Raw genomic sequence first — 15,073 nt, 5'->3', positions numbered from 1 at the left:
CATTAATCAACAAGATATTCAGTTATTATACTGAAGTGCAAAGTTAAATACTTTATTTTTGTCTTACCAAAAAAACACAATAAATTTTACATAATTATTAACATGCTTAAAATTATTAAGATAGGAGGCGGTATTATCGATAATCCGCAAGAGTTAACGCAATTTTTAAATGCGTTTTCTAAGATAGAAGGTCCTAAAGTATTAGTACATGGGGGAGGTAAAGGAGCTTCTAAGATGTTACAACAGTTAGGAATTGAACCAAAAATGGTGGATGGTCGTCGAATTACAGATCAACCAACACTTGACGTTGTGACAGGATTGTACGCAGGTAATTTAAACAAATCTATTGTTGCTAATTTACAAGAATTCGGAACTAATGCAGTTGGTTTATCTGGAGCTGATGGAAATGTAATTAAAGGAAATAAACGTCCAGTTAAAACGATTGATTATGGATTTGTAGGTGATATTACGTTGGACGGAATTAATGTTGATTTTTTACAATTGTTAATAGATAATGGATACACGCCTGTTTTATGTGCAATTACACACGACGGAAATTCTCAATTATTAAATACGAATGCAGATACAATTGCATCTACGGTTGCTGAAGCGTTAGCTGTGAAGAATGAAGTACAATTAAATTTCTGTTTTGATAAAATAGGAGTTCTACGTGATGTAAATGACGATTCTACTTTAATTCCAGTAATCAATAAAGAATTATACCAAGAGTTAAAAGCTGAAGGTGTAATTTTTGAAGGAATGATTCCGAAATTAGATAATGCATTCCGTGTAATTGACAATGGAGTGAAAGAAGTAACTCTAGTTCATGCAAATAATATTAACGGAGATATTAAAACTATTTTATGTTAGAATTAAGCGTTTTAAAACAAAAAGCAGTTGATTTATTGTGTACGTTAATCGAAACGCAATCATTTTCAAGTGAAGAACATGAAACTGCTGAGATTATTTTCAACTTCTTAAAAGAAAATGGAGCAGAACCAAAACGCCAAGATAATAATGTGTACGCAATACATCCTGGTTTTGATGAATCTAAGAAAACAATTTTATTAAATTCTCATCATGATACGGTAAAATTTGGATCTTCTTGGACATATAATGCATTACAAGCAACAATAGAAGGTGATCGATTAACAGGTTTAGGATCTAATGATGCAGGAGCATCGGCAGTTAGTTTATTGGCAACTTTTATTAATTATTTAAATGAAGATATTCCTTTCAATTTAATTGTAGCAATTACAGCAGAGGAGGAGAGTTCAGGAAAATTAAACGTTGGAAGTTTATTACCTTCTTTACCTAAAATTGATTTAGGAATTGTAGGAGAACCAACAAAAATGGATATGGCTATTGCTGAACGAGGTTTAATCGTTTTTGATGTTATTGCTAAAGGAAAAACTGGGCATGCAGCACGTGAAGAAGGTGTGAATGCAATTTATGAAGCTTTAGAAGTAATTAATTGGTTTAAAGAATTTCAGTTTGATAAAGTTTCTGATATGTTAGGACCAGTAAAAACTACTGTGACGCAAATCAATGCAGGAAAACAACATAATGTAGTTCCAGATGAATGTACAATGGTTGTTGATTGTCGTGTGAACGAAATGTACACAAACGAAGAAGTTGCTGATATAATAAAAACAGCTTTACCAAACGCTGAAGTTAAACCAAGATCATTACGTTTAAATTCGTCACGTATTTCAATTGATCATCCAATAGTTCAAAAAGGAATCTCATTAGGATGTTCTACTTATGGATCGCCAACAATGTCAGACCAAACGATGATGGCTTTTGATACAATTAAAATTGGACCAGGAGATTCAGCTCGTTCGCATACCCCTGATGAATATATTTTAATTTCAGAAATAGAACACGGAATTGATCGTTACATCAAATTATTAAAAGATTTCAATTTCTAATAAATAGATTTTAAAAAGGCGAATCGTAAGATTCGCCTTTTATTTTAAACAAAAAAAAATGGATATCAAATTGATATCCATTTTTTATATGATTACATCTGTTGGAAACGAACAGGGATATTAAAGTTTAAGATCGCTGGTCTACCATCATCTGATTCTGCAGGTTTAATTGTTTTACCTCTTCTTTGTTGTTTTTGCGTAATACGCTCTAAAGCTTTTTTAGCTTCAGGACCTAATTTCGCATCACCTTGTGGAGAGATTTTTACAATGTGTCCTTGTGTGTTGATTTGGAAGTTTAATTTAGCTACTGCATTAGTGATACCATCACGTTCTGCAATTTCAGCGAAATCTGCTAATTCATCTCCAATATCAGCACTTAAACGTTTAGACATACAATCAATTGCTTGTTGTTTACCTTTAGCTGCGTCTTTCTCACATCCTGGGTAAACTGCCATTACAGTTGCTGAACGAGCAGTTACTGTAGCTGGAGCAGCTGGTTTGTTGCTGTCACTATCGTTTTTAGGAGCTTGTGTTGTATTTTTAGGAGCCTCAGGATTTAAGTTAACTGGTCCACCACCAGTTTGTCCTGCTGACTCTTTACCTTCACGTTTTTCAAAAGATAAATCTTTACCTTTTAAATCTTCCGTTGGAGGAACCGTTTCCTGAACTTTAGGTTCTGGTTTTGGTTCTGGCATCACGAATTTCTCTTGTGCCGTTTCCTCTTGGTAGTGATTTTGTTCTGGTTCTGGTTCCGGCTCTTCCGGTTCTGGTTCTACTTCTTCTGGTTCTTCTACTTCAGGGATATCAATCTGAGATAAATCTACTTCAACAGAAATATCTTCATTTTTATTTCCTCCTGCTAAATCAGAAACAGAGAAAAGAATTCCACCAACCATCAATAAAATGATAAGACCTCCACGTAAAAGAGCGCGTAATAAAGAGTTTTTCTCAGTCATACGTAAATCGTACGCCCCATACTCTTTATTTCTGTTCTCGAATACGATATCGTCTAAAGATTTTATATTCTTATTGTTATCTGACATTTTAAAATTTCTTTTTTAATTAATCAATCTACGTTATTTACCTACTTTCTCGTCTAATGCAGCTTGCTCGTAAGGAGCTACTTCAACGATACCATATTTAGTAGATTTCGTAATTTCCATTTCATCTAAAACGTCAACTAAGTTTTTATAACTTGCTCCGTCTGTTGGTTTAATGATAACAGTAAACATTTCTTTTTGAGGTGCTTTCGCATAAGCATCAGTGATGGCTTTACGAATACCTTCAGCAGAATAATCTGTTTCATTTAAATCAGCTGCAGTTAAAGTTTGGTCCTTTTGATGCCAGAAGATTTTTCCTTCTTTTCCTAATACAACAGATAATGAGTTACGTAAATCAATTTCTGGTTTTACTTGTTTCTCAACCTGTTCATTTAATTTCGGAGGCATATTTAAGTTCATCACGTTCGGTTTGATTTGCGTCGCTGCGAACATAAAGAAAGTAATTAATAAGAAACCTAAGTCAACTAACGGTGCCATATCAACTTTCGTTGACTGCTTCTTGGAACGGACTTTTTTTCCGTCGCCACTATCGGCTGATGTATCTATTTGCGCCATTTCTTAAACTTCTTTTAATTATTCTTGTGATGTGATTAACTGAAACTTGTTCATGTTTTTCTCTTGCAATTGTTTGATTAAAGTCTTAAATTGTTTGTATTCAGATGCTTCATCACCTTTAATTGCTAAGAATAAATCAGGATTTGTTTCTTTTGCTTCAAAAATCCAATCAACTAATTCCACTTTAGCTCCACCAATAGTATCTAATGGAACACCTGGGTTATATGTTGCTTGTTTGTCCGCTGGAAGATTTAAGAATTGTCTCATTTCTGCCATTGGAACTCCAAATTCTGGTAAACTTTTGAATGCTTTCTTTTCAGCGTCTGTGAACTTAACACCATATTTCTCACCCATTCTTTCAAGAGCTGGAATTCTATCGTCTTCTTCGAAAGACATCAAGAAATTTCCTTTTCCATCAATTTTAGCGATCATCATGTTTTCTTCCGCCATTTTTTCGTTAGAAACAGATGTAGGAGTAACTACTGCTACAGTTTCTGGCTCACGGAAGTTAGATGTTAAGATAAAGAAAGATAACAAAAGCCAAGCCATGTCAGACATAGCTGTTAAGTCCATCGAAGGACCTCTTCTTTTCGGTTTTACTCTTGCCATTTTTCTCTGTATTTATATTAATATTCTAATTTGCTTTACTAAATCTCAAAGTGTAAACTTTGTGTCGATTTGTTGAATATTAATTGTGAGCAGAGAAAGATTGTTGGATACTCATACCTACTTCGTCAATTTTGAATGTTAAATCATCAATTTTAGAAGTAAAGAAAGCGTATGCCATAATTGCGAATGCAGATGCACCAATACCAATACCTGTGTTAATTAAGGCTTCCGCGATACCTACAGATAATGTAGCTGAATCCACAGATCCTCCACCTTCTCCTAATGCGAAGAAAGATTTAATCATACCTAATACTGTTCCCATTAAGGCAATTAATGTACCTACAGAAGCAATAGTAGAGATAATTGTCATATTTTTCTCTAAAGTTGGCATTTCTAAAGTAGTTGCCTCTTCTAAAGTTTTAGATAATTGCGCTAATTTTTGCTCTTTGTTTAAAGTTGTATCGTTTTCTAACGCTTTGTAAGTTGTTAAACCTTCTTTAACTACGTTACCGATAGAACCTTTTTGTTTGTCACATAATTCTAACGCTTTGTTAATTTCGTTTTTGTTTAATAATGCACGGATGTCATTTACAAATTTATCAGCACTTCCTGTTCCTTTCGCTTTGTTTAAAACGATAGCACGGTCAATTGAGAAAACAATTACCATAAAGAAGAATGAGATTAAGAATGGGATAATTACCCCTCCTTTAAAAATGATTCCTAACATGTTTAATGGGTGACCTTTAGCAGTGTCTCCTCCTTCGAAGTTTCCTTCAGCTCCAAATACACCGTAAAAAAGCCCCATTGCAGCGATGATTAATACGATAATAGTAATAACAGGATTTATACCTCCTTTTTTACCTTTAGCTGGTACTGATACATTCTTTTCCATTTACTAATTCTTTTAAATATTATGATTTTTATTAATGTGGGTGTAAATTAAGTGAAAATATTTTAAATCATCTATATTTTTTATTCACATATCACGTTAAATTTATAATAAATATGATTTTATATTCAATTATTATGAGAATGATAATGTGGTTAAATTATATGTATATTCGCTTTATTTTCATTTAAAATACTGATGTTTAATTATCTAAACATCTAATTTAGTTCTTTTTTCTATATGTTGTGTTTTTTAATTATTAGTTTTTAAAAAATATTTTATAATTAAATATTTTATCAGGAATTTTGTACTTCTTTAAATTAATCCCATGAAAGTTTGTATTGCAGAGAAACCAAGTGTTGCTAAAGATATCGCAAAAGTGATAGGAGCTCATCAAAAAAAAGATGGTTACTATGAAGGTAACGGGTATCAAGTGACATGGACTTTTGGGCATTTATGTACTTTAAAAGAACCTCAGGATTATGCGCCTGAATGGAAAAGTTGGGATTTAAACTATCTACCAATGATTCCATCATCCTTTGGTATTAAGGTGATAGAAAATGCAGGAGTAAAAAAACAGTTTAGAATAATTCAAGGTTTAGTAACTAATGATGCTGTAGAAGAAGTGATTAACTGTGGCGATGCTGGGCAGGAAGGAGAATTAATACAACGTTGGGTTTTATTAAAAGCTAAAAGTAAAGCACCATTACGCCGTTTATGGATTTCTTCATTAACTGAAGAAGCTATCAAAGAAGGTTTTGCTAATTTACGTTTAGGTGCGCAATACGAAAACCTTTTCGCAGCAGGGCAAGCTCGAGCAATTGGTGATTGGTTATTGGGTATGAATGCTACTCGTTTATTTACAAAGAAATTTGCTCCACCCAAAACAGTTTTATCTATAGGTCGTGTACAAACGCCAACTTTAGCGATGATTGTCAAACGACAGAAAGAAATCGACGCATTTAATTCTGAGGAGTACTGGGAATTAAAGACTATATATAAGTCAGTAGAATTTACGGCTGATATTCCACGTTTAAAATCAGAAGATAAAGCGCAAAGTGGTTTATCTTTTATTAATGATAGAGAGTTTGAGATTATCAACTTCGAAATTAAAGAAGGTAAAGAAAAAAATCCACGGTTATTTGATTTAACATCGTTACAAGTAGAAGCGAATAAGAAATATGCATATTCGGCAGAGAATACTTTAAAATATATTCAAAGTTTATATGAGAAGAAGTTTGTGACTTATCCGCGTGTAGATACAACTTATTTATCAGAAGATATTTATCCAAAAGTTCCGGGCATTTTACAGAAATTAGTTGCTTATCAACCATTGGTTGCTCCTTTATTAATGAAACCGATTCCGAAATCGAAAGCAGTTTTTGATGATGCTAAAGTAACGGATCACCATGCTATTATTCCAACAGAAATCTTCCCGCAAGGTTTAAATTTAGATGAAAAACGAATTTATGATTTAGTTGCTCGTCGATTTATTGCTGTTTTTTACCCAGAATGTAAAGTAGCCAACACGAATGTGGAGGGAAAAGTAGAGAATAATGGGAAAGATGGTAATTTATCGGCAATTAATTTTAAAGCATCTGGAAAGCAGATTCTTGAAATGGGTTGGAGAGAAGTTTACGCCAAAGACAAACAAGACGATAAAAAAGATGAGGAAGAAAAACTAATGCCAATTTTTACGATTGGTGAAAAAGGTCCTCATGAGCCATTTATCCATAAAGGAAAAACGACACCTCCAAAATTTTATTCAGAAGCAACTTTATTGCGTGCCATGGAAACAGCTGGACGACAAGTTGATGATGAAGAAATGCGCGAGTTAATGAAAGACAATGGAATAGGTCGTCCTTCAACACGTGCCAATATTATTGAAACGCTTTTTAAACGTAAGTACATCGAAAAGAAAAAACGTAATATTATTGCGACTCAAACGGGTATTGATTTGATTGATATGATTCAGGACGAATTACTAAAATCACCTGAATTGACAGGTGTTTGGGAACGTAAATTGCGTTTGATGGAAAAAGGTGAATATGAATTAGAAACCTTTAAGCAAGAATTGATTTTGATGGTAACTGAATTAACAAATTCTGTGAAGAAAAGTTATTTCCGTCCAATTGCTTCGCATACTACGAAAACGGTTGCGGAGAAAACGGTAAAACCTAAAAAGGAAAAAGAGAAAATCGTTATCGAAGATTCCACTTGTCCTAAATGTAAGGAGCATAAAATAATGAAAGGTAAAACGGCTTATGGTTGCGCTAACTTTAAGGCATGTGGTTTTATGATTCCATTTGAAATTGGTGGAAAGAAGTTAACTGACAACCAAATTCATCAATTATTAACGAAACAGAAAACAACTAAAATTAAAGGTTTTGTAGATGCAAATACGAACGAAAAATTTGATGCTAAGTTGATTTTAGATACGATGTTTAAATTAGATTTTGAACGATAATTAATTATAATATTCGTTCAAAACTCTAAGATGTGCTTTAATACGATCTTTTAAAATTTGAGGTTCAATTATTTTAATAAATTTACCCATTGATAATATTTCGCTGATAAAATCTGTTGTGATGTAGACCTTTAGTCCAAACACCATTTTATCAGCTGTTTTTTTAATTACTTTTTGAGAACTGTGCAGCGGTAGAGTTTCTAGATATGCGCCTTGTTTTAAATCTACTTCTAATTGAACATCAAAAGGTTCCTCAGAATTTGGCGCAATAATTCCGAAACAATGTTGATATTTTTCATCGTAATCAAATTCAATTTTTTTTCCAATTCGTTCATCAGAAATCAAAACTTTAGACATACGTTCAATTCCAAAGTTTTTAATTAAATTTTGTTCTTCCGCAATTAGATACCAACGATTATTGAATTCTTTAATTGCAATTGGATTTACTTTACGTGAAGATTCTTCAGTTTCTCCAAATTTTAAGTAACTAAATTCTAATTTTCGTTTCTTTTGAATTGCTTGAATTATATCTGGCAAATATTCGGCACGTTTTGGCTGACGTTTTTCTAAATAAACTACATTATCTAATGAGTTAGTTAGTTTTAATGCAGAAAAGCTATTTATTTCTTCGATTGTTTTTAAAAATAAATCAGAAGAATAGTCGTCTTGTTCGATATGATAACCTTTGTTCGATCGGCTATATACAATATCAATTCCAAGAATTGTTCTAATCTCACGGATGTCTCTTTGTAAAGTTCTTTTAGAAAAATTAAATTCTAGCGTATCATCATAGATTTGCATCATCTCGAATTGATCTTCTAAAAAAGAAGATAAATCTTCGAATGAACAATATTTTTGTTGAGATAATTTTCTTACAATATTAAAGTAACGCGCGATATATCCTTGTTTTGACATTGATTTCTGCTTTGAAACAAATTTAAAGAAATTAAAGTAAAAAAAAAGTAGTACCCAATTTTTGAGTACTACTTGAAAATAGTGTGGAATAAGAATGATAGTTAAACTATTCTACTTTTATATCTTTTTGGATAATTTCTGATTTATTTTCTTGATTCGAATTGGCTTGGTCTGAATCTACTTTCTTAATAAAGTCAGATAATGTCGAAACGATTTCTTTGTTAGATGATGAATCGTTTTTCGTTTCGATACTTACGAACAATGCTGGTGTTGCGTTATCTTGTACGTATTCCGAATCTGCTTGAAATACACCTTCGTTTTTAATAACAGCTTCGTTAAAAGAACTTGTTAATTCTTTTGCTGAAGTAAGTGAATGCTCAAAATGTTTATTTCCTTTAAAAACGACTGCTGTAACTGCATTATTCCCTTTTTCAGAATTTTTGAAATTTAGCGTTAATACAACATCTGGTTTTATACTGTCTAGTAAGACTTGCTTTTTATTTTCGTCTAATCCGCTTGTAATTTGCTTCCAATCTAAAACTTTAACTTCTTCTGTTTGGTTAATCGAATCAATAGACTTTTTAAATGAATCAGTTAAGTTTTGATTGTTTGTTGTTTCAATGTTATCAACAATATCAATAATTACAACTTTTGGATCTTTATCATCTAAAGAGGTAAATGAGAAGGAGACGATTCCTGCGATTGCTAACGCAGTTGATTTAATTAATGTTTTCATATGTTTCTTTTTTAGTTTATAACTAAGTATTTAAAAACATGAATTATTCCGTTAAATCTTAATTAATGACAAAAAATGTTATAATTATCTAAAAAAAAAGCACGCCTATTGGCATGCTTTCGAATATTTTAAAAGAGATGAAATATTTTATTTTACGATAGAGTTGAAGTAATCTTCTACTTTTTCTTTACCAGCTTCGTCAATGTTACTGTGTAATGCATCGTAAATAATTTCTAACTCGTCTTCAGAATATTGCTGTAAGATTGGTGTAGATAATTCTAAAAATCTTTCAATAGGTTCTAAGGCACGAGAACGTAAAAATTTTTCGTCTGTGTTTTTAACTTTGATGTAAATTTCTTTCAATAAATGAAACTGCTCTTTTGCTAATTCAAATTCTTCGACAGTAATTAAAGTAATCATGTAATGAAGAATTAATTGTACAGAAGGCATGTTTTTTTGTGTACCGTGGTGTGTATATTTTTCTAAAGCAACCTCAAAAAGAGCTTTACTACGGTCAAAGTTTTTATTTAATGCAGCAGAAATAACAGCATTAAAGTAATCATCAGAATTCGTAGAATTTATAGTTAAATCATAAAAAGCTTCATCTGCATTTGCATGGTCTTGCTTGCTGTAATAAGATAAAGCTATTAATTTTTTTGCATCGTATAATTGCTTAGGATCATTTGTGTCTAATAATCCTTTACAAATGTTAATACACATATCGAATGCTCCTTGACTAAACAAATCACGTGCAGAATTTAAAATTGAATTCGTAGCGTGTTTTTCATATGCTCTTTCATACATCTCACGGCGGGCGCGTAAGACATCATCGTACGTGATATAATCGTAGTTGATATTCATTTCTTAATGTGTTATGTTTTTTAAGGTCTCTAAAATAATAAAAACACTTCGTAAAATACGATATTATTGGTCCTTTTTTATTAAATGTTTGATGACAGTTTCTGCAGCATGTAATCCAAATAATGCAGGCATCCAACTATTCGTACCGTAAAAAGATTTTTTAAAGTTAGTTCCGTCCGTTAATTTAACTGAACTTTCATCTGGAACCTCAGTAGAAAAAACAGCTTTTACACCTTTAGAAATTCCAGCTTTTTTTAATCTCTTACGAACATTTTTAGCTAAAGGACAAACATCAGTTTTACTAATATCTTTAACTTGAACTTTGCTTGCTAAAAATTTTCCACCAGCTCCCATGTTACTAACAACTTTAATCTTTTTGCGCTTTGCTGCAATAATTAAGTTTAATTTTGGAGTAACCGAGTCAATACAATCCATCACATAGTCAAAATCTTCTGTAACTATTTCGTGTGTACGCTCTGGCGATAAAAATTCGTTGATACGAGTTAATTCTAATTCAGGATTAATATCCATTAAACGATCACCAACTACATCTACTTTATTCATTCCAACAGTAGAATGTAAAGCAGGTAATTGGCGATTAATGTTTGTAATGTCAACAGTGTCGCCATCTACAATTGTCATTTTACCAACTCCAGCACGAGCGATAAATTCTGCTGCAAACGATCCAACACCTCCTAAACCTACAACTAAAACGTTAGAATTTTTAAGGTTTTTTAAACCTTCTTCTTTAAATAATAACTCAGCTCTTTCTTGCCAAATTGCCATATGATAAATTTATTTTTTCTTACTTATTTTTTGAAAATACGATTGAAATTATTCTGAATAATATTCTGAATTTCATCAACAGACGTATTTCTAATTTCTGCTGCTTTCGAGTATATTTCTTCAATAGGGATTTGACTGTCATCATTTTCTAAAAAGAAATTTTCTTGCGAAAGGTTTGCAAATATAGTTTGTAAGTTTGGGTTTTGAAGTAAATTTTTTCCAAATGAAAGCAAGCAATTATTACTTATAATTTGTTGTGCTAATTGTTGATTTTTATTAAATCCATGAAAAATAAAAGGAACTGTCAATTTCATTTCATTTCGGATATGTAAAATTTCTTGATAAGCACGTACGCAATGTATAATAACCGGAATTTGATGCTGTTCTGCAATTTTAAGTTGATCTTTAAAAACTTTGGTTTGGGTTTCTAAATCTATAGGTGTTATTTTATCTAACCCAATTTCTCCAATTGCTAAACATTTTTCATCAAGAAGATGATGTTCTATTGTTAATAAATCTTTTTCAAGAGTTGATTGATCGATAAAAATAGGATGAATTCCAATTGAGTAATACGCATCGTTTTCTATAAAATTCCAAGGATATTGATTGTAAATGTCCAGAATTTTTTTAGAAGAATTTGTAAGATGATGTGTATGTGTATTGATTAACATCTACCAAAAATAATATTTTTATAAATACTTTTATAAGCTAGAAAGAGGAATAAAATTTGCGGCTATTAAATTATGAACTCAACAACTGAAGTAACACCAAAAATGTTGAAATTTTTGCCATGGTTAGCAGCTATGGCTATTTTTATGCATGCGTTGGATATTACGATTTTAAATACCTCATTGCCATCAATTGCGAAAGATTTAGGAAAATCGCCGTTAGAAATTCAATCCATTATAGTGGCTTATTCTGTAACTGTTGCGTTATTAATTCCACTCAGTGGTTGGTTATCGGATAAATATGGAACAAAAAAAATATTTCAATTAGCAATATTGGTTTTTACGTTAGGATCGGTGCTTTGTACATTTTCTACCTCATTAACATCTTTAATTATTTCAAGAGTAATTCAGGCAGTTGGAGGAGCGATGATGGTTCCGGTTTCGCGATTAGCTATTTTATATGCTTATCCCAAAAAAGAATTATTAAAAGTAATCAACTTTATTACAATTCCTGGTTTAATAGGACCTTTATTAGGACCAACAATAGGAGGTGTTTTGGTTGAAACTTTGTCGTGGCATTGGATTTTTTTAGTTAATATTCCATTCGGAATTATCGCCTTATGGATGACGAGTTTTGCAATTCCTAATTTCACCAATAAAGTATTTAAATTTGATATGATGGGATTGATTCTCTTTTCAGGAGCAGTGATTGTAATCACTCTGATGATGGAATTGGTTTCTTCTCATGGGATTAGTTGGTTATCAATATTAATTCTTTCGGTTATAGCTTTGATTTTGATTGTCTTTTATGTTTATCATGCAAGAAAAAAGAAACATCCTTTGATTGATTTGAATTTATTCAATATTAGAACTTTAAAAATTGGTATTATTGGGAATTTAATTACCCGATTAGGAATCGGAGGAATACCGTTTTTAATTCCGTTATTGCTACAAGTAGGGTATGGTTACACAGCGACAGTTGCAGGATTGATGATGATTCCGGCAGCAGCGAGTAACATAATTGCAAAATCTTTTGCTGTGCCAATTGTTAATAAATTTGGTTATCGTAATACATTAATTGGTAATACAATTATTTTAGGAATAATCATCTGTTCATTTGCTTTATTAAATTCAGAAACATCAATTACTTATTTGATTCCTTTAATGGTTTTAAATGGATTTTTTAGTTCTATTCAGTTTACCGCGATGAATACATTGTCACTTGCTGATTTGGATGAAAATACTTCAAGCGAAGGAAATAGTTTACTTTCTGTCACGCAACAATTATCACTAACTTTTGGGATATCTGTAGCGGCTTTGGTTTTAGGTATATTTAGAAAATTAGATTTTATAACGAATGGTGTCGATGTCCAAGCCTTTCGATATTCGTTTTTAACTTTAGGAATTTTAACTATTTTATCAACCTATATTTTCTTTTTGTTAAAAGCAAATGATGGTTCGTCAATGTCTGGAAAGATAGAAGAATAACAAAAAGGAGCTTATCAAAATGATAAGCTCCTTTTTGTTTTATTTAATTGTAAAAGTGATGTCTTAGTTCACCTTTTAAATTTGATTCGTATTGTGTGCGGAATTCATCTCTGGATAAATCTTGACCAAGTAGATAAATTGCTTTTGTAATGGCAGCTTCCATCGTTAAATCATAACTAGAAATTGCACCCATTTCTAACAACGCATCACTTGTTGCATAACGACCAATTTCTACCATTCCGCCTGAACATTGCGTATTAATAATTAAATGAATTCCTTGATTTACTTTTTCTTGTAATAAATCGATAAACCATTGATCGGTAAAAATATTTCCAGTCCCAAATGCTTCAATAATAAAAGCTTTTGTACAAGGAGCATTTAAAACACTTTCGATAAAACAACGATTCATACCAGGAAAAATCTTTAAAACGCCAACATCAGCACAAAGATTTTTATTGAATGATAAAGAACCAGTTATTTCTTTGTCTAATAATAAATTTTCTTTGATTTCTAGATGTACACCAGAAACACCAACGATTGGATAATTTGGAGACTCGAAAGCATCAAAGTTTTCAGCATTGATTTTTGTAGCTCTGTTCGCTCTAAATAATTTATACTCGAAGTAGATGCAAACTTCTTGAATAATAGGTTTATCATTCTTTTTGATTGCAGCTAATTGAATGGATGTAATTAAATTTTCTTTGGCATCAGTTCGTAAATCACCAATTGGTAATTGCGATCCAGTAAAGATGATAGGCTTCTCTAAATTTTCAACCATAAAACTTAATGCAGAAGCTGTATAAGCCATTGTATCAGTTCCATGTAAAACGACAAATCCATCATAATCGTTGTATTTATCTTCAATAGTATTAGCAATTTCAATCCAATATTCAGGTTTCATATCAGAAGAATCAATCGGTGTTTCAAAACTGTGATATTCAATTTTACAATCGATTAATGATAATTCAGGAATTTGTTTTATCAAATTATCAAAATTGAATGGTTTTAATGATTGGTCTCCATAATCTTTTGCCATTCCGATAGTTCCACCAGTATATACTAATAAAATTTTTGTTTGCATGTAGTCTGAAAATATGTATAAAAGTAATTATTAAAAAAAATCTGTACAACAATATTAACATTGTATGAAATTTGATTAAATTGTTTTTTGAAATAAGATTAATACATCAAGATTTAAAACAATGAGATATTTAGCTTTAGCAGTTTCGCTATTTTTTTCAGGAGTTAGTTTTGCACAAGAAAATGAAGGATTGTTTGCCGTGGAATATGAAATGAATGGAAGACAAATGAATTCGTATGCCTATTCGGTAGAAAATTGTTCGCAAACAACTGTTCATAATACTTGGCAAAACTGGGTATTAAACAAAGCGGGATCGTTTAATATTTTAAAGAAAAATGAAGCAAATAATCTTCAGTTTAAAAACTCTCAGGATAGTTATAAAATTATTTTAAGTATTGTTGAAGATTCGCCAACAAAGTTAACTTTGATTAATACATTACAAGATCAAAATGGAATGTATTTTTCTGAAAACAATCCAGATTATAATGAAATTTACGAGAAATTAAGAGATTTATCTTATCAATCAAGAAGAGCTTGTGTACGTAATAATTTGAGAGTTGCTAATGAATCTATGATTAGATTGAGTAAACAAAATGTAGAATTACAAACAAAGAAAGGTTCGTCTATAAAATCTTACTTAAAATCGAATAACGAATTATTAAAACTAGAGAATAAAAGAACTTTAGTTGGTGAAAAGTTAGAATTGATAGAAAATCAATTGGAGCGCGCTTCTGATGATAAACAAATTGATGTTTTGATGAAAAAGAAGACGAAGGAAGTGAATAAGTTTAAAACTTTGGAAGATAAAATTCAGGTTTTAACTGGTAAAGTAACAATGGCTGAAGAATATAATAACGTTTTAGATGGCCAAATAGATGTGGTTACATCGCAGTTACAAACACAAAGATCAGCAATTGATAATCTTAAATCAAAATTTGAATCTATAGAGCGTTAATAATTAGAAAAAAATCCTATATTTATAGTAACCAATATTTTAATTACATATTAACTACAAAAAAATAAAAC

Annotated in this window: 15 protein-coding genes; 5 read left to right on the top strand and 10 right to left on the bottom strand. The window is 31.3% G+C overall.

Annotated features, from left to right (window positions below):
- Positions 1–102: 102 nt before the first annotated feature.
- Together argB and EAH69_RS11645 are read left to right on the top strand one after the other, a co-directional pair.
- Positions 103–870 carry an acetylglutamate kinase gene (gene argB / locus EAH69_RS11650; RefSeq protein ID WP_121935385.1) on the top strand — a complete coding sequence of 256 codons (768 nt, stop codon included), beginning with the start codon at positions 103–105 and terminating at the stop codon, positions 868–870.
- Positions 864–1,931, top strand: a complete 1,068-nt coding sequence (locus EAH69_RS11645; protein ID WP_121935384.1) for a M20 family metallo-hydrolase — start codon at positions 864–866, stop codon at positions 1,929–1,931. Before argB ends, EAH69_RS11645 begins: the two co-directional genes overlap by 7 nt.
- Positions 1,932–2,023: 92 nt before the next feature.
- On the opposite strand, the gene EAH69_RS11640 is transcribed toward EAH69_RS11645, so the two are convergent.
- From EAH69_RS11640 to EAH69_RS11625, 4 genes are all read right to left on the bottom strand, one after another.
- Positions 2,024–2,974 (bottom strand): hypothetical protein, encoded by a 951-nt coding sequence (locus tag EAH69_RS11640; RefSeq protein WP_121935383.1) that lies wholly within the window; start codon positions 2,972–2,974, stop codon positions 2,024–2,026.
- A gap of 33 nt (positions 2,975–3,007) precedes the next feature.
- Positions 3,008–3,547 (bottom strand): ExbD/TolR family protein, encoded by a 540-nt coding sequence (locus EAH69_RS11635; protein WP_121935382.1) that lies wholly within the window; start codon positions 3,545–3,547, stop codon positions 3,008–3,010.
- Between the two features lie 18 nt (positions 3,548–3,565).
- Entirely contained in the window at positions 3,566–4,156 is a 591-nt protein-coding gene (locus EAH69_RS11630; RefSeq protein ID WP_121935381.1) for a biopolymer transporter ExbD, read from the bottom strand.
- Between the two features lie 79 nt (positions 4,157–4,235).
- Positions 4,236–5,048: a MotA/TolQ/ExbB proton channel family protein gene (locus EAH69_RS11625; RefSeq protein WP_121935380.1), complete on the bottom strand. Its 813-nt coding sequence runs from the start codon at positions 5,046–5,048 to the stop codon at positions 4,236–4,238.
- 325 nt (positions 5,049–5,373) lie between these two features.
- Between EAH69_RS11625 and EAH69_RS11620 the strand changes: the two genes are divergently transcribed.
- A complete protein-coding gene (locus EAH69_RS11620; RefSeq protein WP_121935379.1) occupies positions 5,374–7,512 on the top strand; it encodes a type IA DNA topoisomerase in 2,139 nt (712 codons plus the stop codon).
- Here EAH69_RS11620 and EAH69_RS11615 read toward each other — a convergent pair whose 3' ends face one another.
- The 5 genes from EAH69_RS11615 to EAH69_RS11595 all read right to left on the bottom strand — a co-directional run bounded on the left by EAH69_RS11615 (position 7,513) and on the right by EAH69_RS11595 (position 11,481).
- Entirely contained in the window at positions 7,513–8,427 is a 915-nt protein-coding gene (locus tag EAH69_RS11615; protein ID WP_121935378.1) for a helix-turn-helix transcriptional regulator, read from the bottom strand. It lies immediately after the preceding gene.
- A 106-nt stretch (positions 8,428–8,533) separates the two neighbouring features.
- Positions 8,534–9,163 carry a hypothetical protein gene (locus EAH69_RS11610; RefSeq protein WP_121935377.1) on the bottom strand — a complete coding sequence of 210 codons (630 nt, stop codon included), beginning with the start codon at positions 9,161–9,163 and terminating at the stop codon, positions 8,534–8,536.
- A gap of 147 nt (positions 9,164–9,310) precedes the next feature.
- Positions 9,311–10,024 (bottom strand): hypothetical protein, encoded by a 714-nt coding sequence (locus EAH69_RS11605; RefSeq protein WP_121935376.1) that lies wholly within the window; start codon positions 10,022–10,024, stop codon positions 9,311–9,313.
- Between the two features lie 63 nt (positions 10,025–10,087).
- Positions 10,088–10,810 carry a tRNA threonylcarbamoyladenosine dehydratase gene (locus tag EAH69_RS11600; protein ID WP_121935375.1) on the bottom strand — a complete coding sequence of 241 codons (723 nt, stop codon included), beginning with the start codon at positions 10,808–10,810 and terminating at the stop codon, positions 10,088–10,090.
- 23 nt (positions 10,811–10,833) lie between these two features.
- Positions 10,834–11,481 (bottom strand): TatD family hydrolase, encoded by a 648-nt coding sequence (locus EAH69_RS11595; RefSeq protein ID WP_121935374.1) that lies wholly within the window; start codon positions 11,479–11,481, stop codon positions 10,834–10,836.
- Positions 11,482–11,553: 72 nt separating this feature from the next.
- On the opposite strand from EAH69_RS11595, the gene mdtD reads away from it, so the two are divergent.
- Complete coding sequence (gene mdtD / locus EAH69_RS11590) at positions 11,554–12,966, top strand: multidrug transporter subunit MdtD (RefSeq protein ID WP_121935373.1); 1,413 nt, start codon at positions 11,554–11,556, stop codon at positions 12,964–12,966.
- Between the two features lie 43 nt (positions 12,967–13,009).
- Here the strand turns inward: mdtD and EAH69_RS11585 are convergent, their stop codons facing one another.
- Complete coding sequence (locus tag EAH69_RS11585; RefSeq protein WP_121935372.1) at positions 13,010–14,047, bottom strand: asparaginase; 1,038 nt, start codon at positions 14,045–14,047, stop codon at positions 13,010–13,012.
- A gap of 121 nt (positions 14,048–14,168) precedes the next feature.
- On the opposite strand from EAH69_RS11585, the gene EAH69_RS11580 reads away from it, so the two are divergent.
- Positions 14,169–15,002 (top strand): hypothetical protein, encoded by an 834-nt coding sequence (locus tag EAH69_RS11580; RefSeq protein WP_121935371.1) that lies wholly within the window; start codon positions 14,169–14,171, stop codon positions 15,000–15,002.
- Positions 15,003–15,073: the final 71 nt, after the last annotated feature.

Origin of the sequence: Faecalibacter macacae, assembly GCF_003687725.1 — a bacterium.
GTDB classification, from domain to species: domain Bacteria; phylum Bacteroidota; class Bacteroidia; order Flavobacteriales; family Weeksellaceae; genus Empedobacter; species Empedobacter macacae.
This window is presented reverse-complemented; position numbering and strand designations above follow the sequence as displayed.